A 23,865-nucleotide genomic window follows, 5' to 3' on the forward strand; every position below is an offset into this window, starting at 1 on the left:
AGCAGGCTCGGCGGCTCTTGGGCCCACTGCGCGAGGATCTTCGGTTGTGTGTGGGCAGACCGCCACCTTCGAGCGCGCCGGCTTCACGGGCCACGCGGGGCCCATCCCCGTCGATGTGATCGAGGTCCAGCTCGGCCGTGCCCGTCGTCACCGACTCGGGGTTCCGAGGGGGGTTCCGAGGGGGGTTCCGAGGGGGTGCGTCTCCGCCACCGGCATACCCCCTTCTTGCCGCGCTCCCCGCCGGACTCGCCACCGGCCGCGCTCCTCCGACGAAGGGCCTCACCGCGCGCACCATGCGGCGACTCCTTTTCGCGTCGAGAAGGGATCCTGGAATCCTCTAGTTCCTTGCGCAGCTTTTTGCAGGAACTCTTCTCTTCGGTCACGCGGCCTCCTTCTGAGACAGCGCGAGCGCGTCCAGCCGCACGAGGTCGTCAACACGCACTACGACATCACCGCAGTCAGCGCCGCAGTGCAGCACGACAATATTGGCCGATGAGCACTCCTCCAATTGCAGATGCCCCAGGTGACGGCTTGGCGGACCTCCTGCGTCGATCGGCCGCCTTCGATGATGACGTTGCCGCGTTGCTGTCTGCGGCTTGGCCACCGCCGTCCCAGCGCACTTTGATCAGCCTTGCGTATTGCCGTTCGGCATTGGAGCACGCGGTGAGCCAGCGCATCCTGATTGAAGGACAGCTCACGGGTACAGCGTTGGCTTTGGTTCGGCTTGTTTTCGAGTCCGTGATTCGGGCCGCCTGGGTCTTGCATGGCGCCAAAGACGATTGGCTGGCAAAGTTTTCGGTGCCTGTCGATGCAGGGCAGCTCGACGAGCCGCAGATGGGCCCGCCCATTCCGGCAATGCTCGATGCTGTCGAGCCGCACGCCCCGCAGGCTGTTTCGGAGCTGCGACAGCTCGGCAAGGTCCTCAAGGTGATGCATTCGTTCGTCCACGGCGGCGTCCACGCGGTCGTCCACGCCTTGCGGGGCTACCCCGATGCAAACCTGATCTTCGTGCTGCAGAACCGTAATCTGCTCCTGCTGATCTTGTCGAATGTCGCCGTTATGGCCAGCCAACAACCCCAGTTGATGGGCGCGATGCGAGCGATGCGCGAGGCACATGCGGATTGCATGCCAGGGGGGAAGGCCAGTTGACCTCGTTGAGCAAGGCTGCTACAGAGCGCCTGATCTTTCGGCACTTTGCGGATGCTCAGGGTTGGCTGCATGGTCCGGACAGCATTGAAAGCCGAGAGCCTCCGGAGCCAGACATCCTGTTCACTCAAGCCGATGGGACCGAACTCGCATTCGAACTTGGCGAAATCCTGTGGAAGCCTTTCGCGGCATCCCTGGACAGCGCCCTTGAAATGCCCAGACAAGCCCGCAAAGCGCTCGATGCGCTCGATCCAGCGGCCAACCAACTATTTAGCCGCCGGTTTGCCAACGCCTTCATTGCGCCGTCTTTTCGCGACGGCTTGACCAAGCGCCGCCGCGAACGTGCTATGACACCCATGCTGTTGCACATGCTCGATTTGCCCGAGGGGTTTGTGGGCAGTGTTTCGATACCAGCAGCGCTCTCGGAGATTTTTTGGAGTGTGCGCGTTACGCGACTTCTTGACGCGAAGGGCCCACAATTCCATAGCTCAGGAGCTACATGGATTGGCGATCCCACGGTTGACCTGATCGAGCTCAAGCTCGGCAAGACTTACGAGGCCCAGGGCCCGCTTCACCTGCTCGCCTACTTCGCAACAAATCCAATGATGCCGACATGGCAAGAAGACTTGCAGTCGTTCTTGGACGGGCGCGCCGCCGGCACCGTCCAGTTTGAAACGATCTCGGTTTTCGATGTGAACACTCGCGAAATCCGTTTCCGATGGGCCAGGACGAGCACCTCGCGATAGGTTGCCGATAAACCTCACGGCAGGCCTTTCCGGGTCGGGTTAAAGGTTCCGGGTTCATTCGAGGCGTCGAGTGCGACGAGTTCTTGATGACACCTCGCACCCGCTTTCGTTGAGCGCCATCGCCGCGCCGGTGGTGACGAGCCAGATGACCAAGCTCCACGATCTGCGCCTTGGGCGCGCTTTTCGCTTGGGCTCAGTCGAGCTGCTCCAGCGTCTTGGCGGGCATGGTCGCCAGGCGCATCGGGCGCATCGGGCGCATCAAGGTGATGTGCTTGCGCTCGTCACGCGCCACGAGCTCGGACGGTCTGCTGCGGGATGGCCGCGTGGGAACAGGGTCTCAACAACGAGGAGGCCTGCTACCAGCAGGCCAATCAGTCCTGCGACTGTCATCTCCGCGCCGCGCCTTGGCGCGCAGCATCGGACAGATGCTGCGACGCGGGGCAGGCCGCGCGCATCGCATTGCAGAGGAACCCGATGGCAGCGCCTACGAGTCGCGCAAGCTCACCAAGGCCCGCTTGCAGAAGGGCAGCATCCGCCGCGCCATGTTCGAGAAGCTCCGCGCAGCGCGGCATCTCAGAACGCAGGCTGATGATGACGGCGTGGCCGTGGGATTCTTCGGGGGACAGCACGGATCGCGCCCATGCAGGGCTACGCGACGAGGTTGAACCCGGCGGACCGGAATACCAGTACCCGACGCGCGAGCTGCGCGGCCTGACAAACGCCGAGCGCGAGCAAGTCAAGGATCTCCTGCTGCAACACCTCCGTGGGGCATCACGACTGTCGCTGGCGATCTCAGCTCAATTCGCAATGCTGCACTGACTCAGCTTAGGGTGACTTTCGACTCAAGCACCGTGACCCCCGCCGGGGCGGCGGCAGCGCCGGGATTCTCGCCAAGTGCTTCACGTACTCCTGAACGCTCTGGGCGTCAACCGGCTTTCTATTGACGACCGGCTACCCCACTTGGCATACGCTCGGCGCTGGAAGAAAGCACCAGTCACACGCACGTTCACCAACGATCGCAGCCTCTGCAGCGTGGCGCCGATTCGATAAGTGCGCTGGGTCCGCTGTCCTTCACCAGAATCGATGCTGCCGGAGGGCTTGCAAATGCGGAGCTACAACCTATTCCGTTGGATGGTTGAACTGGCCTCAAAGGTCGCAGTTGCGAAGCGGCGAGCCTGGTGCTGCACCCGGGTGGTCGCTACGTTGCTGACTGCGTCGTGCTTTTGCTCCCACGCTTGGGCCTTCAAAGTGGAAACCCACATATGGATTGCTCAGCACATCATCAACGATCTGTCGAGCGGCAAGGATCTGTCGTTCCAAGTCGGCCATAACACCGTCTTGGCGCCAGTACCGACTCACGTGCGTGATGCGATTCTGGCCAACCAAATGGCATTTCGACTAGGCAGCATCGGGCCGGACGCCTTTCCTGGCATCTTCGAAGGTCAGATGACGATTCACCCAGGATCAGAACACAAGGGCTGGGGGTCCGGCGATTGGCTCCGGCATCTCGTTAAGAACGCGACCAACCCAACCGAGACAGCATTCGCATATGGGGCTCTAACGCACGCAGCAGGTGACATCTTCGCCCACACCTACGTCAACCAATACGCTGGTGATTTGTACCTGCTCACGGACGGTGAGATAGACGTTGAGCGGCGGCACTTCCTGCTGGAAGGCTACATCGCCGAGAAGATGCCGCCGCTCAACGATGCGCAAGGTGTTGCCTTGCCTTCCCTCGCTGAGCTGATTGGTGACGCGCAATCGGCTTTGCCTGTGGATCTGCTGCGCCGTGCCTACGTCGACAGTTCGGAAGCCTCGCGTGAGTGGGGACGGAACGGATCGAACCACTTCACAGCAGTTCACGATCTGAACCGTGAACTATCAAACTTGTCCAAAGAAGGCGGTCCGCTTGAGAAAATGCATTTGCAGGCGCAGAAGTTGCTCATCGCTTACAACTTCGGTATCCAGGTCTCCGACGATCAGCTCAGAAAATTAAACGAGGCCCATCAGCGCATTCGCGATCTTTCGAACGATGCCATCGACAAGCTTCAAGAGTTTGACAAGGGCTTTCGAAACGAGGCCATGAAGTTCATAAGGGCAGGCAGCGAGGCGGAGCAGAAGGCCTTGGAAGAGGCGCAACGGCTTCTAGGCGATTTGCAGCGCCTTCATGGGCAACGCGCGCGTTTCGAGAAAGATGTGGCAGACGCCGCTGACCAATTGAAGAAGACACTGGACCCATGCGAGAACAAGACTGTTGATCAGTGTGATTTTCCCCAGATCAAAATTCCGTGCCTCGCCTGCGGGAGCGTGCCTTTCGTCGGGAGGGTCTGTACGCCCGCCGGATGCGGCGCAACCACAAGAGACTTATGCAAAGCAGTCGTCGATGTTTCCTGCGCAACCCACGCAAGGGGGCTTGGCCTGGGTGACATCGTCAAGGCCAAGAATGACCTCCTCTCGGGTGCACTCGGCGAGATCACGCAGACCCTGAAGAAGTACAAGGAGGCAATGGCGCTCGTCCATGCGAGCGCCGAACAGGTCCTAAAGGCCGAAAGCGCACTTCTGCATGCCGGCATCGACATCCTCCAGCGTTTCAATTCGAATGTCGATCCGCTGCGAAGCCTCATCGACGGATGGCGAGCCGACAACGACATCGCCATGAATGCATACTTCAAGGCGAATGGCGCGGCGATCCGAAATGCGATGGTTTCAGCGAATCCGCTCGACCCATTGAAGCAGTGGGTGTCTTGTGAGCTTCCGAAAATTCTGGGCATCCCTGGCGAAGGAGTATCGGCGGCATGCGTCGTCAAGGACACCATCGCCCAGATAAAGACTACGCTCGACAAGCTAGAAGAGTTGGCAACGCGAGATGTCCCGATCCTGCGCGAGATCAGGCAGCTTCGCACACAGATCGAAGATGCTGTGAAGGTTGCCGCACGTCGGGAACTGATCGAGTTCGGATCCCGTGTGACGGGAGTGGAGATTCAGCGCCTTCTGAATCTGCTGACCGAGAAAGCCTCGGCGAGCGCTGTCAACGCCGAGTTCGCGCGTACCGACCTGCGCAAGCCCCTTGTCGTTTTCGACAATGTCGCGGCGAGGATCGACAAGGAGATGCACATCGATAGCTCAGGCAAGTTCAACCCGACCGAGTTCCTCGTCGTGCGCAACGCCACCGTCCTTGCTCGCCTTGCGCTCCTTGACGCAGAAGGTCTTAACAAAATCATTGGGCGGCAGCTCTACTCGAACGCTGAGGAGCGCTCGTCTAACATTATCTTTGCGTTCGCAAGCTCAATCGACGGAAATCATCAATGGCTAGGGCATTCGCCGCCGTATCCGCGGCGCAGTAAGGCAGCCCTCATCTGTGGCGATCAGAACGGTTACCCGGAGGGGTTTCCACTTTGGAGGGATCCCAAGGGCAAGAAGTTGTTCGCGGACATTTTCCAGGGGCCACTCTCACCAGGCCTTGAGATACCGAAATCTCTTGGACTTCCCCCTGGGTTGCCCTCGACTTACCCCTACAAGCCCACCGCGCGGAATCCATATCCGGGGTGGACAAGTAGCATGAACAAGGGCACCTGCCAGAAAAGATCGTCATGACGGGAACTGGCTGGGAGCAGCTCGCCACTTCGTCGGGCCAGTCAGCAGGTTTTCTTCAAGGCTCAGCAACAGTGATTCGCGACAATCCCGCATTATGAAGAATTCGGTTCTAGATCGGCGATCTAGGACCGATATCGAGTGCTTCGCGCGCGCATGCCCGGCACCATCGTCGGCATGCCTGGAAAGACCTCGTCGACCGTTGAACTGCTGCGCCTGATCGAGAACGTCGTGCGCGCCGGCACCGTCATGGCGGTGGACCACGGTGCCCATTTGTGCAGGGTGAGGTCGGGCGGACTTGAGACCAACTGGCTGCTATGGTTTGCGCGTTGCGGGCGACGTGCGGCATTGGTCGCCGCCCTTCGTCGGCGAGCAGTTCATGGTGCTTTCGCCCGGCGGCGACATGGCCTCGGGGTTCGTGCTCGTCGGCCTATATAGCGACAACATGCCGGCCAACGGCAGCGGCGGGAACGTAGAGCGAACCACCTATCCGGATGGCGCCGTCTTCGAATACGACCACGTAGCGCATGCACTCAAGGTCACCCTGCCCGGCGGCGGCAACGCCGACATCACGGTGTCAGACTCGATCACGGTGAACTGCGAAACGGCCGACGTGGCGGCAGCCAGCAGCGTCGACGTGCATTCGATGTGGGGCTCATTCGTTCAAGGAGTTTTGGCCCCGGTGCGAACACCGGCCCGATACCACCGGCGTGACTGCAAAGGGGCTCCCCACGGGCTTCAATCTGACGAAAAGATCAAGGACCTGACCTTCGGCGCTCCTCGATGCCCTCCGAGTGGCAGGTGCGAGATTCGGTGGCGATTCAGCCACTGCTGCATCGCGGTGCGCCTTGGGGGCGACCAACTGATCCGCCTTCATTTGCCCTTCCAGCCGCTCCAAAAGCCGTAGATGCACGCGGCGATGAACAGCACCACCAGCTTGATGATCAGCCACTCGACAACGCCCATGGTCGACCGCCTTTCGATTTAGTGGATCAAAAGCCCATCTCGGCAATAGCGCTGGCGCGCGGGGCATTTGTTTATGGCCCCGGCCAGGCAATTCTGCAAGGTCTAAAGATGCAAGGTGAACACGCAGCGCCCATCGCAGAAGACATCGATGGGTCCACCTTCTTTGACGCCGTGCTGGCGCAGCTCGGTGAGGATGCGCGAGACACTGACGTCCATCGCATCGATCTCCACTCTCACCGCCCCCGGCGGGGAGTGCGAGTTGGCGGGCACGATGGTGATGCGCTGTTTGGTTCGCAGGTTGGCACCCACGTAGTCGCCGAGCTGGACGATGCGGGTCTCCAGGCGCACCACGCGATCTCGAATCTCAGTGGCAATCTGTTCCGCTGTTTCAGCCATCATTAGCTCCTGGATGTCGACCCCGGGGAGCAGCGCAGCGATGGCTCCCGCCTCTGCCTGAAGCTGCGCCTCGAACTTCCCGTAGTTCGAAAAGTGCAGGTGCAAGAATATCTCGCGCGCGGCGTCTTTGTAGAGGGTCCGCAGCGATCCCGACGGACCGCTCGCCCTCTTAAGTTCGGGAAACTGCTCGGTGTCGTTCATTCGCCGCAAGACGCCGGCTGACAGGAAGACGTACCTTGCCTGGCCCTTGAACATGGCGTCCTTAAGCCGGTCTAGGTGGGTCGAATCGAGGTCATCGGGAACCAGAGTGCTGCGTCCGACTGTCGGGACATGAAGCAACTCGATGAACGAGACAAGGTCGGCATGCTCGGGGCGAAAGCCGATCTTTGCGAAGGTTCGGTGATAGCGCCTTCCGTCTCCCCTGTACTCAGGTAACAGGAACGGATGGTGGACGCCGTGTTTGCGCCAGAAAGTTGGCCCGTCCTCGTGATAGGAGCGCAACGCGGGAAAGATTGCGCTCTGCTCCACGTCGGCGGCGTAGTTCGCGTCTAACCCGACAAACAAGAACCTGGCTGTCTTTGGTGGGGCGCCCTGGTACGGTCTTCGAGCAAAGAGCTCGGTCAAGACGCGGCTGGGATGTGCTTGGTACATGGGTGAGTGTCTGCGACGCCTAGGGACCCGCTTCATCGAGTCGGGATGACGGCTCCGGTGTTTGGGTCTAACGCCAGCCCTCGCCCGGCGGACGGATAGTACTCATGGCTCTCAGTGTTCAAGTACCCACCACCTGGAACGGGCACTAGCACTCCACCCTCCCTTCTTGATTGGCGTGGCGCCGAGCGACGTTCCTCGATGCGCATGTACTGGCGCTTCAGCGGGTCGTAGTACACGCCGGGCCTCACCATCTCGATGTGCGTGTTGGCATCGCGGGTTCTATTCATCTGCTCAACCGCGTCCTCCACGGCACCGGCACGCGCTAAAGAACAAAGTGCAAGAGCTAAACCTAACCAAGCCTTATTCACAACGACCGCCCTTCGGTTGAGTAGATCGAAAGACTACAGCGGTAACGGCGCGGGCGCGCGGGGCATTTGTCATGCCCGATCCCAGTTGTTCACGGCTTCAAGCCGAAATTGCCGACAGCGCAGCGCGCCACCGCCTGTTGCAACGCTAGAGCCCCTCCAGCTCACCACCGTATGCGGCCAGCCAAGCCCTGCGCTGTGCGAAATCCGGCATCGCGCGCTCGACGCGCCGCCAGTACTCTGGCGTATGGTGCGGCTCGTACAGGTGGGCCATCTCGTGCACCACCACGTACTCCGCGATGCGCGCGGGCAGCAGGATCGTCTTCCAATGGAAGTAGAGCCATTCCCCCTTGCCGCATGACCCCCAGCGATAGCCGAGGTCCTGCACCCGCACCCCCGCCGGCGCGACTTCCATGCGCGCCGCGTACTCGCTCACCTTGTCCTCCAGCCACGATCGTGCCCGGCCGCAGTACCAGCGCACCAGGTGCTCCCGACCGTCCTTCGCCAGCGCCTGCGGCATCACGAAGCGCCGCCCGACCAGCTTGACCGCAGCATCCGACTCGGCCACCAACCGCAGCCGGTAGGTGCCTCACGCCGACCGACGCTGGCGCTCCTTGCCGAACCCTGGAATGACGCCGCCTGCGCGGTTTTTGCGGCCCGCATAAGCCGATTCATGCGCTTGGGCATCAACGCTGCCGACGCCGACGACCTGGCCGAGCGGCTGCACCTGCGCGGTGTGAAGGGCGATGACCGCCAGCATTGCGTCGAGTGCCGTCACCTGGCGGGGGAGGTGTCCTCAGGATGGGAATGCCGGGAGCCTTCGCCGCCGGATTCGGCCCCGGGCTGTCGTCGGAGCTGGTGACGATGTCGCAGCGATGTCCGGCGTTCGTCAGCGCCGAAGCGACGGCCTTCAAGCGGCCGGAGAACGGCGACCAATCGCTCGGCGTGGCCGAGAGCTAACTCCCCCTCGAACAATAGGAGGCTCGTACACGTGCTGGGGTGCACCGCACGTTCGCGCTTTGGGCCCGAAGGCAATCGGCATTGATTTCGATTTCGGCTCGGCAGGCCTCGCGCAAGGCCACGCGGAGCGCGTCGATCTGGCTGGCCCCCATGCTCTGAGCCGCATTCTTGCGGTCCATGACATCCTCAGAGAATTGCTGATCGAAGGCAGAGGAGTGGCCGGGCTTGATCAGCGGAACCATCTGCGCCAGGCGATCGAGTTCCTGGTTGTATAGGGCCCTGGCCGATGCGTCAGGGCCGGCGGGTATGGCCCAAATAATCGCCGAAGACGCTAGCAGCCAAACGAGTCCGCCAAAGACGCGCGCAGGCCATGGGCCTATCACAAAGCGGCTTGGCTTCCAGGTCCTATTCATCTCGGCATTGGCCCGGTAGGCTGATGCCGACGCTGCTGCAGTTGCCCCCTTGTGGCGTTCGCCGGCCTGTTGCCTTTCCCGTGGATGGGCTGCCTTCGGTTGCGCAGGTGGCGGTGACGGCGGTGACGGCGGTGGCGGCGGCGGTGGCGGCGGTGGCGGCGGTGATGGTGGCGGTGGCGGTGGTGGCGGCGGACGCGCTGAGGCTGCGGACGCGGCGCCTGCGGCTTGCCCAGCTCGCCACGCTTCCTGCCGCTCCCTCTCCCGAGTCCGGCGCACTACATCCTCTACCTCGGCATCCAGCTCGCGCAGTTCCGAATCGTATTCCGAACGGCCCTCGGGATTCGACAGCACCTTGTACGCTTGGTTGAGCGCCTGCATGTCTTGGTGCGCGCGCTGTGGATCGGCGGTGTTCTTGTCGGGATGGCACTTCTGAGCGAGCGCGCGGTACGACGCACGAATCACGGCGGCGCTCGCGCCGCGCGATACCTGAAGGATGTCGTAATAGGGTGGGGAGCGGCGAAAACGATTCACCATAAAAGCCACTCGACGATGTTGGCTCGCTCCTCCAGCCTAGCTGCCAGCACGGCTGAATAGGGCGACACAAGCGAAGTACGCCCTCCCGTTCCCAGTTGATGAATCATGTGCCCGCCGCTTTTCCACTTTGTCCTGACAGCCTACTAGAGCAACTTTTCGATGGCCATGGGACCTTTGTCATGACTTGCCCCGCGTCCGACGAATGGCCGAATGTCCGCTGCCACCTTGGCAGCAACTCCAGCCATGCCGCAATCAGCGCTGCCGTCGAGTTGATGATTTCGTATTCCGCGGAGTGTTGAACATGGGACTTGGCGGGACTAGGTACGAAGCTGGGCGGCCAAGCCGCAAGGCCAAAGCCGAACAGTGCTTCCGCGTGGACGTGCGCATGCTGCAGCGTTGCGGGCTCCTGGCACCGTGCGTATCCGGTTCTTCGGGCTGGTGTCGCGCTGGCAAGAGCGCGGGGAATATCGGCACGCGCGCCGGGCCCGACGTGCTGTGGTTTCTCTACGCGACCGACAGCCCGCCCGACGAACAGCGGGTCAGGCTCGAGTACACCGCATGCACCTATCGCGGGTTCCGCCCCTGGTTCGCTTGCCCGAGCTGTCGCCGGCGCGCGGCGGTGCTCTACATGCGCAGCGGTCGATTCCGCTGCCTGCGTTGCGCCCGCGTGGCCTACGCGAGCCAGTCGGAAGGTGACATCGGTCGTTCGTTGCGCAAGCAGGAGAAGGCCGAAGCGAGGATGCGCAGGAAAGGGATACACCGCGCAACCTTTGACCGCTTGGTGTCCACAATCGTTGAATGTGAGGAACGTCGCGAGCGAGCTGCGTCTGCATTTCTCGCTCGGATGTGACCCGAGCTGTCGAATTGGCGCACGGACCGAGCTTGGAGCGATCTGGCCTCACCCTGCGGCGCCGCCGTGGCGCGCTGCGCATCCGCTGAATTGGGGATGCGCGACGCACCCACGATCGATCTACTGCATACGTCAGATCGCCTGTTCGGAGGAACAGGTTCAGGATTCGTCTGCCTGCGCCCGAACTCGCGGACGAAGCCAGGGGCCGGAGGTCAACCAGCATGTCAAGCAAGCCCAGCGAAGAGCCACCACGTCGCGAAGCGAAGTCGGCGCCCGGCAACGATGATGAAGATGGCCCCGCCGAGTCTCACCGTGTTGCCGCGCGAGCACCCGTGCTGCACATGCAGCGGCGATGGCGCAACGCGCTGGCCGGCTTGTTAATCGCCCTGCTTGCAACGGCGACCTGGTTCGCCTCGCAGCAGCAACCGCATCCCGACATGTTCCGGCCGATCGGCCTGTGGGACATAGCCCGTGCCGAGTGGTGGGCTCACCCCCTGGAGCGCAACGCCTTCAAGCGCACGGTGGTTCGCGGCGGACTCGCGGGCGTGTTCGCGCTGCCTGACGGCGATCAGGTGTGGGCGGTGGGCAGCGGGGGCCTGATCCTGCGCAGCAGCGACGGTGGCCGGCATTGGACCCAGCAGCGCCCGGCGCTGCCGCCGTCGGCCGTACCGGCCGCGGCGCGCATCGCTGGTGCTCGGTCCCTCAGCGACTTGCTTCCGAACGCCCATGCAGACACAGGACGCGCAATCCCCCGAAGCACCCTCGAGCCGGACGTACCGGCTCAAAGCCCAACGAGCTCGCCGCAGCTCCAGCGGCAACAACCGCAGACGCAGCAGCAGGAACAACAACCGATCCAGACACAGACCGCGCAGCCGCAGGAACAGATTCGCGAGACACCCGACAGCGGCCAGAACAAGGCGCCGCCGGCTGCCAACGCGCTACCCAGCAATCGGCAGATCAAGAGGACGCCACCCGCCGCGAACCCGCCGTCGGCGGTACCGCTGGCCGTCACGCCTCTGACGGCACCTCCCCGCCCGCCCGCCGCCGCGCCGACGACGGCACCTGAACGCCTGCCCGAAGCGCCTCGCGCCGACGCCAAGCTCAATGCGGTGTATTTCGTCACCGCGAGCACCGGCTGGGCGGTCGGCGACCGCGGCACGGTCCTCACCACGCGCGATGGCGGCAGCACTTGGGTTGCCCAATCCAGCGGGGTCGACGACGACCTGCGCGACGTCCAGTTCTCGAGCAACGGTCAGCAAGGGTGGGCAGTTGGCTGGAGCGAGCGCGTGATCATCACGAGCGATGGCGGCACCACGTGGAGCGTGCACCAAACAAAGACCGGCGAGCCCCTGCGGAGCCTGCACATCGCGAGTGACGGGAAGAAGGGATGGGCCGTAGGCCGGGGAGGAAGTACGGTGTACTTCACGACCGATGGCGGCATCAACTGGAAGCCACAGAAGTCCGGTATTGGTAAGCGGCTCTACGCTGTGCAGTTCGCGGACGATCAGAAGGGCTGGGCTGTAGGCAGCGATGGCGCGGTAGTTGCCACGATGGACGGTGGAGAAACCTGGAACGCCCAGCCCAGTGGGAGCGATTTCGACCTGCTCGAGCTGCACGTTGCGAAAGACGGTCAGCGCGCGTGGGCAGTCGGAACGGTAGGCACGGTGATCGCGACACGCGACGGCGGGAAGACATGGAAGGTCCAGGACACCGGCACCAACGTCGATATCGTCTCGGCGCACTTTGCCCGCAACGGCCTCGACGGCTGGGTGGTAGGAGAAGATGCGACCGTGCTCGGCACGCGCGACGGTGGCGACACCTGGGTGGCACAGACGGCTGGCATCAAGGCGGACCTGTACGCCCTGCATTTCGCGAGCGATGCGCGCCGCGCTTGGGCCGTTGGCGGCGGGGGCACCGTGCTGGTCACCCGCGACGGCGGGAACACATGGGTACCGCAAGCGTCGGGAACTCTGAAGTCCCTGGGCGGTGTCCATTTCAACGCGGATGGGCTCCGCGGCCATGCCGCCGGTCAGGGCGGCACGCTTCTCGCCACTCAGGATGGCGGCAGTACCTGGAGCGCGCAGAACGGTGCGGGAAGCCAAGCAATGACCAGCATCCGCTTCGCGCAGGACGGGCGGCGCGGCTGGGCCGCTGGCGCCTCCGGCACTGTGATCTCGACCTGGGACGGCGGCGGCACCTGGACGCTGGCGGCGAGCAACAGCCCTAGCTGGCTGCGCGACATGCACATCGACGCCGACGGAGAGCGCGGCTGGATCGCCGGCAGCGGCGGCACCCTGCTCGCCACGCGCGACGGCGGTAGCACCTGGTTCGCGCAGGCGAGCAACAGCGCGAATCTTACGGCCGTGCACTTCGCGGACGACGGCCTCCGAGGCCTCGCCGCCGGTGCCGAGGGAACCATCCTCGCAACACTCGATGGTGGCGGGAACTGGTCGACGCGCACGACCGGCAGCAAGGCACCGCTCTCTCGCGTGCGCCTGGCCGGCAACGGGCAGCGCGCCTGGGCAGTTGGCACCGGCGGCTCGATTCTGACTTCGCGCGACGGCGGCACTACGTGGTCTGCGCAAAACAGCGGCACACGTTCGCGACTCAGGGACCTCCATGTTGCCGGCGACGGATCGCACGGCTGGGCCATCGGCGATGACGGCACCGTGCTCGCTACGAGCGACGGCGGTAACGCTTGGCGCGAGACGGCACCCTACCGACGCTACTGGGCTCCATGGTATTTCGCGGCGACCGCCGCTGTGGCCTTCCTTCTTGCGGCGCTCTATGCGCTGGTCGAGCCTTCGACGCTGGCCTCGTACAGGCCGGTGTCCGGCGCGGTCCCGCAAGTCAGCGCCAGCCGCTTGCTCTCGGACCGGCCCATCGCCGACAAGCAGGAGGACAAGCTCGGCTACAGCATCGGTGTCGATGCCCTGTCGTCCTTCATCCGCAACCGCGACACGCAGCCCCGCGTGACGATCGCAGTCACCGGCGAATGGGGGACAGGCAAGAGCTCGATCATGCGTATGCTCCAGACCGATCTGCAGAAGGCGGGCTTTCGCACGGCCTGGTTCAACGCCTGGCATCAGCAGCAGGAAGGGCGGCAGCTCACGGCCCTCTTCAACACCGTCCGAACGCAGGCCGTGCCTAGTTGGTGGAGCCGCCAGTTCATCGCGGCCCTGCGCGTGCGGTCCCGGCTGATCTGGGGCCGCGGCTGGTTCTACAAGACGGTCGCCGTCGCGTCTGCCATCGGCCTTGCCCTACTGCTGGGCGACCTGCTGGCCGACGGGCCTCAGACCGCGTGGTCGCATGTCCGCGCGAACTTCTCGCATTCCGTGCTCCAACAACAGAAGACGGCCATCACCGGCGCTAGCCTGGCCAAACTCGATCCGTTCCAGAAACCCTCCGCTGCTGCAGCGGCGACACCGGGAGCAGGCGCGGTGTCGCCAGCATCTGTGCCCACCGCCGGCGACAAGACCACCACGGCCGCCGCAAAGCCCGACCCCTGCATCGACGATGCCCAGCGCCGAATGCACCGCAAGGCGGAGCCCGTGCGGCTCGCCGTGTACTGCGATCTGAAGCGCAATTTCCTGTGGGACCACGGCGAGGACGGCTCGCACTGCGGCGTTGACCGGCCCGAGATCGCCGAGCCTGCGCGGCGCTGCATCTTCGATAGCGCGGCCGACCTGATCGCGACCCTGAACAAGCACGACAAGGACGGCGTGTCCGCGATCTGGCCGAGCGAGGAGAAGGCAATACGGGCTGCCGCGGAAACCCTGCCGCCGCCGCCCTTGTTCCGCTGGCTCGAGAGCTCGCTGCTCGGGGGGCTGGCCGGCTTCATCGCGCTGCTGTTCACCAAGGGCGTCTCGGTCTACGGCCTGCAGATGACGGCGCCGCTGCGCGCGCTCCTCGCTTCAGGCGACAAGGACAAGGACGCGGGCAAGGAGGCGGCCGGCACGATCGAGCGCTACCGCGCCGAGTTCGGCTTGCTGTGCAAGGCGCTCGACGGGCGGCTCGTGATCTTCATCGACGACCTCGACCGCTGCACTCCTGCCACGGTCAACACCCTGCTCGAGATGACCAACTACCTGGTCGACGTGGGCGACTGCTTCGTGGTGATCGGCGCCGCGGTCGAGCGCGTGAAGCGCAGCATCATCTCGCCGGTGACGAACGTGTACGACGAGAAGTATGCCGACGACTACCTGCGCAAGCTGATCCACATCGAGCTGCCGGTCCCGCTGCGGCGCGCCAACCTCGAGAACCTGCTGCGCGAGAACCCTCCGCCGAATGCCGTGCGCATCGAGAACGGCAGCGCAGCTCGACGCGAGGGCGCAGCCTGGCTGCTGGCGCTGCTCGTCGTGGCCGTGCTGGTCTGTGTGTTCTTTCTCGGCAGTTGGCTGCATGCCTCCGGCGACGGCGAGGCGCGGGACGTCCTGCCGCGACCGATGTCGGCGGAACGCCTTGCGCTGATGGCACCGTTTCCACCGGGTGTCGTGCCCAGACCGGACCCCACGCCGACGATCCGGGTGGAGCGCGCGGTCGCCGACGTGGGCGTGAGTGCGCCGACGGATGCACCCTGGCCTTGGCTGCTGCTACTGCCTGCCGCGTTGCTCATCGGTGCAGGTCTGGGCTGGCGGTGGCTCCAGCGCAACCGCGGGGCCGTCTTCGTTGCGCTCGGCGGCGCGATCCGGCCCGTCGATTCTGGGCGCTTCATGCAGGCGCTGCGCGTGTGGAATCCGGTGGTGGTGGAACACGATCCGACGCCGCGCCACGTGAAGCGCTTCTTCAACCGCGCGCGCCTGTTCGCCTCCTACGAGATCGAGGAAGCGCGCACCACACATCAGGAAGTGACCGACGACGCCACACTGGTGATGATGGCGGCGCTGCATCATGTCAACCCCGCCTACCTGGAGACGATGCAGGCGAGCGTGCGAGCGTCCGAAGAGGTCCAGGGCGACCTGCTCTCGACTCTCGGGCAATTGCCGTCGCGCTTCGGCGTCGATCCGCCGCCCGTGGTACCGGACGCGACACCGAGTGCGATAGAACTCGCGCGCAGCTTTGCGGAATGCTTCGTCGAGGCGTGGCGCAAGCATCTCTCTAGCTTCGACCCTCGCCCGACCGCCGCGCAGATCCTGCGATTCGCCGATCGCGTGCGCGGCATCAACGTCCGCTAGCGCGGGCCGGATTGCACGCCCGCACTTGATCGACGGATGGGTCCGAGACCCGGGATAGCGTTTGCGGTGATCTGCGCGCCGCTTCCAGGAAGCGCTACGGCCGCTACGGAAGGCAGCCCCGTAGCCGCATGTAGCGGCTTCTTTGGGCGAGGCACGAAAAAGAGCGGCCCTCGCTAGGAATTGGCCCACTAGCCGGCCGCCACGCCAGACTCGCTGCTCGCTGCTCGAGGCCGAGGACGTGGGCGCCATGCTGAGGTGCACCGGCCGCTACGTGCTCGAGCACTACGTGCCGGCGCCTGGCTTCCCGAAGCCGCTGCGCCTCACTGGCAGCGAAGGCCGCCGCAACAAACCGAGATGGAGGCGCTGCGACATCGTGGCCTGGATCGACTCACACGTCGGCGGCCAATCGAAGCGCGGAGGTCGGCCGCGCAATGACCACGCTACATAAATCAATTCGCCACTAATTGCAGCTTGGGAAGTTTCCAGGTTGACGCTTTAGCCATCCGAAGTTTCACCGTGCGGTTCAGCTTGTCTAGGAATGTCCTAACGCGAATCTCATTGCGAACATCTGAACCATCGTCTTCGGAACCTACGAGAGTTACGGCGATTTCGGAATACAGTTCCATCGCTCTCTTCGCGTATTTGTTCACCGCGTTCTGAAAATCCTGCGTGTCCATCTTTACAAGGGTCAAGCGCGTCATATCGGTTCCCAGCTTTTCAATAAGCTTGGTCGCGACGAATATTCCCCACGGAGTTCCATGGATTCCGAGAATTGCTTTCACGATCGCATCGTCGCCGTCATTGGCATCAAGGAGCACTGTTCTCTCACGCTCCACTTCGATGGCAAGTAGCCAAGCCAGAAAGACCCGAGTTGGTTGAATACCCCGCGGAAAGACCAACTTGTACGATCTATCAAAGAGCTCCGCCTTCCGCCGGACTGCGTCGAGCACAGTTTCCTCGGACATGGAAGCCAAGTACTGCGAGATCTTGTCCAGTTCGATTCTCTTTGCGCTCTTTATAAGCCGTGCGCCTTCCTGCTTCGGCGCGTAGATGTAATTTATCTGACTGAAGGCCGTCCGAAGACTTTCTTGAATGGGATCCAGCAATCTCACAGCGGAAAGTCGCACAGGATTCTGAGTGTTGTTATACCGGACGATGTCTGTAAGCAAGGCTTTCTTTGCGCCTACAACTCTCACAAGCACTTGTGAACGCCCCGCTTCGGGGGCTTGTTCTATAGCCTTCGAAAGGCTCACCGTCGTTTGGCATCCATTCACAATCGAAAATTGACGTAGCCGGAATTTGGTAGCACTGCTGCCCACGGCTTCGTAACTGTCGGCCACAATAGTAATGCCGTTATTAAGAGCCCAAAAGTCGCCCGGCCTCGATTGAGCAGTCTGGAGAATTTTTTCATTTATGCCTCCTTTACGCTGCCCAATAAAGAGACGCACGTTACCTTCAAAAAGTCGATTTCCATAAGTTGAATGCAGCCGCTCCAACTCGCTTGCGCTCACGGTTCCGACAACTGCCACGCCAAACTCACCTCGTAGTTCCGCCACACCTCCATTAAATTGGATTGTGTCTTGGGGAACATTTCGATCCGCCGCTTTTGCAATTACATATTGATCGTACAGCGAGTCTTGATGCTCATAAAAAAACGATACCTCAGCACCGTAAATTTTCGAGCGAATTGTTGTTTCTCGTTGCCGGCTGATTTGCTCAGATTTTGCGGCTAATGTGATCAGGCCAAAAATCAAGCTGAACGCATCTAGATCAAGATCCTTTAGGCGATCATAGATATCTGATCTGCCGCCATGCTTAAATGCTATGGGGTCCCTCAATGTGGCAACGGCTGCGACCAGAGCATTCCATTTTTTTATGGTCGCCGCCCGATCGGCTCTGTCCGCCACGTACCCTTGCAAGACATAGATCGTCTCTAGATCTTCGTCGATATAGATGAAGTCGCAGCCTGCGTCCTCCGGTCCATCCACCGTGGCTGCATCGATCGCTTCGTCCTCATCAATTCCTAGCAAGGTGTGACCATACCAAGCCGTTAGTGCACGGTCGCGCGAGATGCCTCCTCGTCGGGATACGGCGTCTATCGCGGAAAGAAGTTCTTTCCTAAGTTCGTTGGTTTGCGCGGTGGATTTGGGCAGTGGTGTGGCGGCCATGGCGTTCGGTTGTGATTGGCCGCCATTGAAACAGATCCGTTACAGGCATGGCATAGTGCTCCCCCTATCGTCGCGTCTACCCCACAGTGGTCTCTCCTGGGGACGGCCCCGTCCCCAAACCGGCTGCAACCCGCGCGAAGCCTAGGCTTTGATGCCTCTTCTGGGCACCGGCAGCGCGTTCGTCTGAGGGCTAATGCGGAAGCATAACGTGCATTCCACGGTCACAGAAAATCCTCGAGATGGGCGCACTGCTCGCGAACCCAGCGGCTTAGGGCCCGAATCCGACTGTCGGCCCCGGGATCTCGAGCTTGCTCTTGAAATACGATTCAGGACAGACCCGTGCGGTCATTCTTCTCAATGATGACGGCATTTCCGTTCGCGGTGATTCCGAATACATACGGCAGGTACATCGTCCCACCGCCGGAAGTCGCAGTCTCGGGGTCTAGCGTAAGGTAGTCAAAGTCAACGCCAATCACAGCGTTGCATCCGAGGGCATACGCAGCTTCCTTGAGTTCAGCTAATGCATTTCTCCTGATCTCGACCAGTGACGCCATCAGGCTCGCTCCTACGTCGGTCGCTCGCGCGAATACGCCTGACGTTCCACGGTCTATTTGTACTGAGTCATCACCAGAGATGTACCCTGAATACTTGGTGATAGCGTAGCCATCAAAGCTGAATCCGGAGGTTATCAGCATGCTCGCCAATGATGCCCGCTTCTGTTGGGCAGCACGCTCAAGATCAGCTTGCTCGCGCGCGATTCGTTCCTGCTCCAGTGCGATTCGTTCCTGCTCCTGTGCGATTCGTTCCTGCTCCTGTGCCAGGTGCTGCTTGAAGGAGCTTACGATCTCTTGGATGTTCTGACGGTCATCTACATCAAGCCCGCCCAGCATTCCTGTCTTATACGTATAACCTGACCCCGGCAACCATTGATCGAATGCGGTGTTATCGATGCCGCAGTTCTTGGCGATATCCTTTGTCTTCATGATCGGCTTCCTATAAGAGATATTGCTTGGCTTCCAGGTTGGTGGGATCTATGTCGAGTATCAAATTAGCAAACCGCCGCCTATTCATTGGGTCTTCTTTGCATTTTTGGAGCAGTGCTTGGATGTCTGATGCAATTCCGATGACTGTCTCTCTTGACGGTACATCATCGGCCTGTGGCACATATTTTGATTGACAATAGATGCAAACGATAAAGCCATCTTTCTCAACGAGTTCCTTGCTCCCACAGCGTGTGCAGTCGACCAACTTCATGTGATCCTCTTAGCCTCATTCACTCTAGAAGAGAGGAACTCGTCTATCCAGGCACGCGCCTTGGCCGCAAGCACCTTCCTCGCTTTTGCTTCTTCGGCAATGCCGCCCAGTCCGACCCGAAACATCACTTGCCCGGCCCGCTTCACATCGGCATAGAAATACTCGCCCTCGCCTACGGGATCAGATCCAAATTCGATCGTCCAGTCTGGCGGAGATGCAGGCGGATCGGCGTCGTCGCGCGCCGGGGAAATGTTCATCGGTGATCAAGAAGCTTTAAACCCAGTATGCGCTCCTCCTGTTGAGACGCAACGGGAGCAATGTCACGGTTTAGGGCTGATTCCGCAGCGCGGCCCCCGGCAAGGCGCCACCATCTTCGGTTTGGGCGGCGTGCGACGACTGCTGTAACCACCAACGCAAGCGTTCACGAAGTCCAGTGGCGTTCCGCATCCGCACCTGCTGCAGAACGCCACGTATTCTTAGCGGCTAAAACCTGCCGAATCCCTTGCAGAGCGCCACTTTGCACGCGCTCGGCGCCATCCGAGCTTCGCGCAGCGCGCCACCACCTCGCTAAATCGCATGCCCATCAAAACTTCCAATCTCGTTTCTCGCGGCGGTAGCGTGTCACTGCAAACCGAGTGCTGTTGACCTTGACCCACCCAACGTGATGGACCACGACGGTGGCAGGGTCGACGCGCAAAGCCGCATCGCGATAGTCCTCATCCGCGCTGTAGGAAGGGCTGAAATGCGGAACAATGCCGATCAGATCATCCTTTTCATTCAGCGGCGCTGGCGCTTCCGTCTTCGGTACAGCTTCGCTCACCCCGTAGTCAATCTCCCACCCGTCCTCAGTTCCGTAGCCGGTGTGCGCCTCGATCTCGGTGCCTTTGGGAAGCGCCATTTCTTCCACACGCGCCGCCTTGTGGAACAGGACAACATTGCGCCCGTCCTTCGACTGCGCCGAAACAAAAATGATGCCGTCGAGCCTTGGCTCGTTCTCGGTCGCGAGGAAGTCCGCGATGGCCTGCGTCGCGAGGTAGTCGAAGGCCTCGTCATCCGGCATCACGGGTCGCGTCATGCGCTGGCCGAGGGACCGCAGAAACGCGACGCGCTCTAGGCGGCCTTTCAGGGACGGATCGAAGATGCTGCCCCCATCCCGGACACCATCGAGGGCGGTGAGGTCCAAAAGACGCAAGGGGCGGGTGACGCTGAATTTCGCGACCACGACCTTGCTCCCCACGGGTGGGCGCACCTCGGCCAGGGCCACGGATGCGTTGGTTGCCCCGTAGAACACCGAGATTCCGCGCGCGTTCATTCGGCCCGCGCTCGCAAGGCGGGCCGGAGGCGAGCCCAAATGCAAGTCCGGACGGCACAGCGCTTCTTCAAGATTTTCGTCAGATTGGAAGACGCGGGCGCGATATAGGTGAGTCAGCCTGCGGTCGGGACCGGCATTCACAACAAGCGGATGGCGCGGCTTGGTCTTCAGCGCGTCAATGTTTCCGAATACCCGCGCGAGAAGTCCTGAGGCGGAGCGGCTGAAGAACCGGGCCTCGGTCTTGAGCGACTGCTCGAAGTATCGCCACTCCTCATGCCACCCCTGAGCGCTTGCGCCTTTCTCTTCGTAGTACGAGTCGGATGAGAACTCGGTCTCCTCGCCCATGGCCGCTGAATCGAAGTCACCGTGCCGGTCGTCGAGAATCTCAAGCACATCTTCGGCGGCTTCGTGCGGGATCGCAGCGGCTTCCTCGATGGCATCGAGCACCGGCTGGCCGTCGCGCTCCCGATCGTAGTCGGACTCGCGATCTGACAGCAGGCTTTGCTGCCAGGGAGTCGGCTGATCCGAGGTGCGGACATAGTGATCGTCGAAGGCGGTCTCGATATGATCCGCCAGTTCCTCTATGGGGATGCAGGCCTGCGTTTGGCCGCAGTAGGAGCATTCTTCCGCCTTGCCGTCCTTCTCGATCACCTGCGCAAGGTAGGTCTCTTCGGCGCACTCAAAGCAGATGTGCTTCTGATCGTCATCGTCGTCATTCATGCCGTGAGTACCTCCTGTTTTGCGCCGAGCATAAGAGCATCTCAGTGGCCTCTGCCTCTTCGGGAACGTCGTCAGGTGTCATTTTTGGCATAGAGGAGAAGGCAACTGGAGGTCGATTGGCAATGTCGGCTCCCTGGCCGATTCCGGCGGTTGGCGCATTCGGCCCTTGCCCGCAGTAGGCGCGGAGCCTCGCCTCCCGATCCCCTCCCCCAGCGGCTGCATGGGCAGCCCGTTGACGGTGGCCGTAGGGCTCCCCTCGTGCATGAGGCAGTTCGTGCCACAGGCCGCGCGCGGCCAGCGAGGACGTCTCCAGCGCCTTGGCCGACAGCCACTCGCCAGTATTTCTGCGAGGCAGGGCGCTTGACCTTGAGCTCTTCGGCCCTGCCGCCTCCTGCTGCGGCAGCGCGAGCGCGTCCACCTGTGCGATGCGCTCGCCGATTCAGCGCGCACGGCACTGCTTGGGGGTTGCTCAGCGCCTTGCTGCGCGGCAACCCTTGCCGTCACCTTGGTCTTCACCATGCCGCTGGCTGGGTGAAGGCAAAGGTGAAGCCGGGGTGCTTGGGATTTCCAGCGTCGAAGCGCCTGTTGGCGCCGTAGTTCGGCCCCCGTATTCGTCTGCCACCAATCCAGAACGGATCCCCGTCTGTTCAACGAACTGGGCACTTGTGCTGTTGCTGAGCGAGATGAAAGTCCGGCGCTGATTGGGATCCTTGAGCGCGTGATTGTGTGTACGATGGTGCCTCGCGGAGTCCTCGGCGGGTCTGTTAATCCGTAGGTCCCTGGTTCGAGCCCAGGTCGAGGAGCCAGAAAACTCGAAATGAATCAAGCACTTGGGTCGCAAGACTCAGGTGCTTTTTTCTTTCCTCTCGCGGGCCTGTGACGGATTTGTGCCATGAATGGCCAACTCCTTTTCACGCAGCCCGCCCAATCGCTCTGCGTAGGGCGCCAGGTGATCCGCGGCAAGGTGAGCGTACCGCCTCACCATCTCCGCGCTCGCCCAGCCCCCCATCTCCTGCAGGACGTACAAGGGCGTGCCGCCTTGCACGTGCCAGCTCGCCCAGGCGTGCCGGAGGTCGTGCCATCGGAAGTCTCCGATGCCCGCTCGCTCTAGCGCCGAATACCACGCCTTCGTACTGACCTGCGTGATCCGGCTGCCCTGATAGCTGAACACGTGCGTGGCGTGTTTCCCCAGCTGCTTGGCGACCACTGCGAGCGCTTCCGCGTTGAGCGGAACCGGATCGCCTTGCGCGCCTTCGCTTGGTCGGGATGAATCCACGCCAGCCGCCTGTCCAAGTCCACCTGCGACCACATCAACCCGGTGACGTTCGCTGCCCTCAACCCGGTCGAGAGCGAGAACGTCGCCATGTCCGCCAAGTGCTCCGGCAACTCAGCCAGCAATCGCTGAGCTTCCTGCCGCGTGAGGTACCGGATGCGCCGCTTGGGCTCCCGCAGCATGCGAACCGCGGGCGCCTTGTCCAGCCATTCCCAGTCCCTGACGCACTTGCGCAGGATGGATCTCACCAATGCCAGCACGCGGTTGACCGTCGCGTTGCTGCACCCTCCCGCGAGCTTGGCGTCCGTGATCGCATCGATCAAGGCGCGGTTGATGGTGTCGAGCTCTCTGCCGCCGAGATGCGGGTCCAGCCATCTCAGCTTGGCCCGATCTTCCTTGGCTGTCGCCTTGTGCGACTGCTCCTTCAACCATCTGACCGCTGCCTCGTTCCAGGTCCGTCGCGGCCTCTCGCCAAGCTTGGCGATGCGCCACAGTTCGGACTTGATCCGATCATGGAATTCTTGCGCGAGGGCTTTGTTGGCAGTCCCAGAAGTTCTGGCGTACTCGCTCCCCGTTGGGAGCGATGACGTCGATCCACCAGACACCGCCGCGTTTGCGGAGTGACATTCCGATTCCTTTCTCAGTGTCACTTGCAACGCTGCAGCCTGTCATCTCACGCGGGGTCCTCACCGCGTCGTGGTGCTTTCGCGTAGGCTGCGATGAACACCCGCACCGCCTCCCGGAGCAGCGCTCGGTCCTCGCGCACATCGGGCATGTCGAGCATCAGCAGCCCGCGGATGTGGCCATCACCAAGGAACAGCGACAGGAACAGGTCCGCCGCCTGACGCGGGTGCCGAATCTTCAGCGTGCCCGCCGCATCGGCGCGGCGCAGATAGTCAGCCAGGTCGCCGATCAGCCTGTCAGGCCCCTGCCTGTAGAAGGCCAGACACGCCTCGCGCTGCGCGCCGGCGGCGCCATAGAGCGAGCGAAAGTGGCCCAGCGTGTCCTCCTCACGCGCCAACGCGAGGAACTGCTCTCCGATGGCCAGCAGCGCCCTCTGAGGCTGCTTCGGATCCAGCGCTTCGACGCCGGCCAGCCCGACCACGACGCGATCGGTGCGTTCGCGAACCACCGCTTCGAACAGTCCTTCCTTCGAAGCGAAGTGGCTGTAGATGGTCATCTTCGAGACGCCGGCGTCGGCCGCGATGGCGTCGACGCTGGCCCGCTCCAGACCGTGCGCATAGAAGTGGCTGCGCGCCGCTTCCATGATGCGCCGGCAGCGCTCGGGGTCGCGCGGCCGGCCACGTCGCGGCTGGGGTGCGACATCGTCCTTGGTTGGGGGCATG

General features: G+C 62.3%; 19 protein-coding genes and 2 pseudogenes. 10 read left to right on the top strand and 11 right to left on the bottom strand.

The features are described 5' to 3' along the window. Positions 1 to 531 precede the first annotated feature (531 nt). The 6 genes from ACSQ86_RS15160 (at position 532) to ACSQ86_RS15185 (ending at position 6,390) form a co-directional block, all read left to right on the top strand. Positions 532 to 1,149, top strand: coding sequence for a DUF6988 family protein (locus tag ACSQ86_RS15160; protein ID WP_436309045.1), 618 nt, complete (start codon positions 532 to 534; stop codon positions 1,147 to 1,149). A 5-nt stretch (positions 1,150 to 1,154) separates the two neighbouring features. Beyond that, a complete protein-coding gene (locus ACSQ86_RS15165; protein ID WP_436309046.1) occupies positions 1,155 to 1,892 on the top strand; it encodes a hypothetical protein in 738 nt (245 codons plus the stop codon). A gap of 425 nt (positions 1,893 to 2,317) precedes the next feature. After that, complete coding sequence (locus ACSQ86_RS15170; RefSeq protein WP_436310269.1) at positions 2,318 to 2,557, top strand: phage virion morphogenesis protein; 240 nt, start codon at positions 2,318 to 2,320, stop codon at positions 2,555 to 2,557. Beyond that, entirely contained in the window at positions 2,481 to 2,711 is a 231-nt protein-coding gene (locus ACSQ86_RS15175) for a hypothetical protein (RefSeq protein WP_436310321.1), read from the top strand. The genes ACSQ86_RS15170 and ACSQ86_RS15175 overlap by 77 nt, the downstream gene beginning before the upstream one ends. A 285-nt stretch (positions 2,712 to 2,996) precedes the next feature. Continuing rightward, positions 2,997 to 5,486, top strand: a complete 2,490-nt coding sequence (locus ACSQ86_RS15180) for a zinc dependent phospholipase C family protein (RefSeq protein WP_436309047.1) — start codon at positions 2,997 to 2,999, stop codon at positions 5,484 to 5,486. Between the two features lie 337 nt (positions 5,487 to 5,823). Next, positions 5,824 to 6,390 carry a phage baseplate assembly protein V gene (locus ACSQ86_RS15185; protein WP_436310270.1) on the top strand — a complete coding sequence of 189 codons (567 nt, stop codon included), beginning with the start codon at positions 5,824 to 5,826 and terminating at the stop codon, positions 6,388 to 6,390. A 161-nt stretch (positions 6,391 to 6,551) separates the two neighbouring features. Here the strand turns inward: ACSQ86_RS15185 and ACSQ86_RS15190 are convergent, their stop codons facing one another. The 3 genes from ACSQ86_RS15190 to ACSQ86_RS15200 all read right to left on the bottom strand — a co-directional run bounded on the left by ACSQ86_RS15190 (position 6,552) and on the right by ACSQ86_RS15200 (position 8,639). Next, positions 6,552 to 7,496 carry a hypothetical protein gene (locus tag ACSQ86_RS15190; RefSeq protein WP_436309048.1) on the bottom strand — a complete coding sequence of 315 codons (945 nt, stop codon included), beginning with the start codon at positions 7,494 to 7,496 and terminating at the stop codon, positions 6,552 to 6,554. 513 nt (positions 7,497 to 8,009) lie between these two features. Next, a complete protein-coding gene (locus ACSQ86_RS15195; protein WP_436309049.1) occupies positions 8,010 to 8,429 on the bottom strand; it encodes a M48 family metallopeptidase in 420 nt (139 codons plus the stop codon). Between the two features lie 21 nt (positions 8,430 to 8,450). Next, positions 8,451 to 8,639, bottom strand: coding sequence for a hypothetical protein (locus tag ACSQ86_RS15200; protein ID WP_436309050.1), 189 nt, complete (start codon positions 8,637 to 8,639; stop codon positions 8,451 to 8,453). Between the two features lie 29 nt (positions 8,640 to 8,668). Between ACSQ86_RS15200 and ACSQ86_RS15205 the strand changes: the two genes are divergently transcribed. Both ACSQ86_RS15205 and ACSQ86_RS15210 read left to right on the top strand, forming a co-directional pair. Further along, complete coding sequence (locus ACSQ86_RS15205) at positions 8,669 to 8,821, top strand: hypothetical protein (RefSeq protein WP_436309051.1); 153 nt, start codon at positions 8,669 to 8,671, stop codon at positions 8,819 to 8,821. Between the two features lie 59 nt (positions 8,822 to 8,880). Further along, entirely contained in the window at positions 8,881 to 9,096 is a 216-nt protein-coding gene (locus ACSQ86_RS15210) for a hypothetical protein (RefSeq protein ID WP_436310322.1), read from the top strand. Positions 9,097 to 9,561: 465 nt separating this feature from the next. On the opposite strand, the pseudogene ACSQ86_RS15215 reads toward ACSQ86_RS15210, so the two are convergent. Beyond that, positions 9,562 to 9,768 (bottom strand): annotated as a pseudogene (locus ACSQ86_RS15215) (J domain-containing protein); the annotation flags it as partial. Between the two features lie 373 nt (positions 9,769 to 10,141). On the opposite strand from ACSQ86_RS15215, the gene ACSQ86_RS15220 reads away from it, so the two are divergent. Beyond that, the gene (locus ACSQ86_RS15220) at positions 10,142 to 10,618 is read left to right on the top strand and encodes a hypothetical protein (protein ID WP_436309052.1); all 477 of its coding nucleotides are present in this window, start codon (positions 10,142 to 10,144) and stop codon (positions 10,616 to 10,618) included. A 221-nt stretch (positions 10,619 to 10,839) separates the two neighbouring features. Beyond that, the gene (locus ACSQ86_RS15225) at positions 10,840 to 15,792 is read left to right on the top strand and encodes a YCF48-related protein (protein WP_436309053.1); all 4,953 of its coding nucleotides are present in this window, start codon (positions 10,840 to 10,842) and stop codon (positions 15,790 to 15,792) included. Between the two features lie 449 nt (positions 15,793 to 16,241). Here ACSQ86_RS15225 and ACSQ86_RS15230 read toward each other — a convergent pair whose 3' ends face one another. The 7 genes and pseudogenes from ACSQ86_RS15230 to ACSQ86_RS15260 form a co-directional block, all read right to left on the bottom strand. After that, complete coding sequence (locus tag ACSQ86_RS15230; RefSeq protein ID WP_436309054.1) at positions 16,242 to 17,960, bottom strand: AIPR family protein; 1,719 nt, start codon at positions 17,958 to 17,960, stop codon at positions 16,242 to 16,244. 326 nt (positions 17,961 to 18,286) lie between these two features. Continuing rightward, a complete protein-coding gene (locus ACSQ86_RS15235; protein ID WP_436309055.1) occupies positions 18,287 to 18,943 on the bottom strand; it encodes a heavy metal-binding domain-containing protein in 657 nt (218 codons plus the stop codon). Between the two features lie 10 nt (positions 18,944 to 18,953). Further along, a complete protein-coding gene (locus ACSQ86_RS15240) occupies positions 18,954 to 19,214 on the bottom strand; it encodes a hypothetical protein (RefSeq protein ID WP_436309056.1) in 261 nt (86 codons plus the stop codon). After that, complete coding sequence (locus tag ACSQ86_RS15245; protein ID WP_436309057.1) at positions 19,211 to 19,471, bottom strand: hypothetical protein; 261 nt, start codon at positions 19,469 to 19,471, stop codon at positions 19,211 to 19,213. Before ACSQ86_RS15245 ends, ACSQ86_RS15240 begins: the two co-directional genes overlap by 4 nt. Before the next feature lie 326 nt (positions 19,472 to 19,797). Next, complete coding sequence (locus tag ACSQ86_RS15250; RefSeq protein WP_436309058.1) at positions 19,798 to 21,246, bottom strand: RES domain-containing protein; 1,449 nt, start codon at positions 21,244 to 21,246, stop codon at positions 19,798 to 19,800. Between the two features lie 844 nt (positions 21,247 to 22,090). Then, positions 22,091 to 22,701, bottom strand: a pseudogene (locus ACSQ86_RS15255) (site-specific integrase). 491 nt (positions 22,702 to 23,192) lie between these two features. Beyond that, on the bottom strand, positions 23,193 to 23,864 hold the full coding sequence (locus tag ACSQ86_RS15260) for a TetR/AcrR family transcriptional regulator (RefSeq protein WP_436309059.1): 672 nt from the start codon (positions 23,862 to 23,864) through the stop codon (positions 23,193 to 23,195). Position 23,865: the final 1 nt, after the last annotated feature.

Origin of the sequence: Variovorax sp. LjRoot130, assembly GCF_964253755.1 — a bacterium.
GTDB lineage: Bacteria > Pseudomonadota > Gammaproteobacteria > Burkholderiales > Burkholderiaceae_C > Variovorax.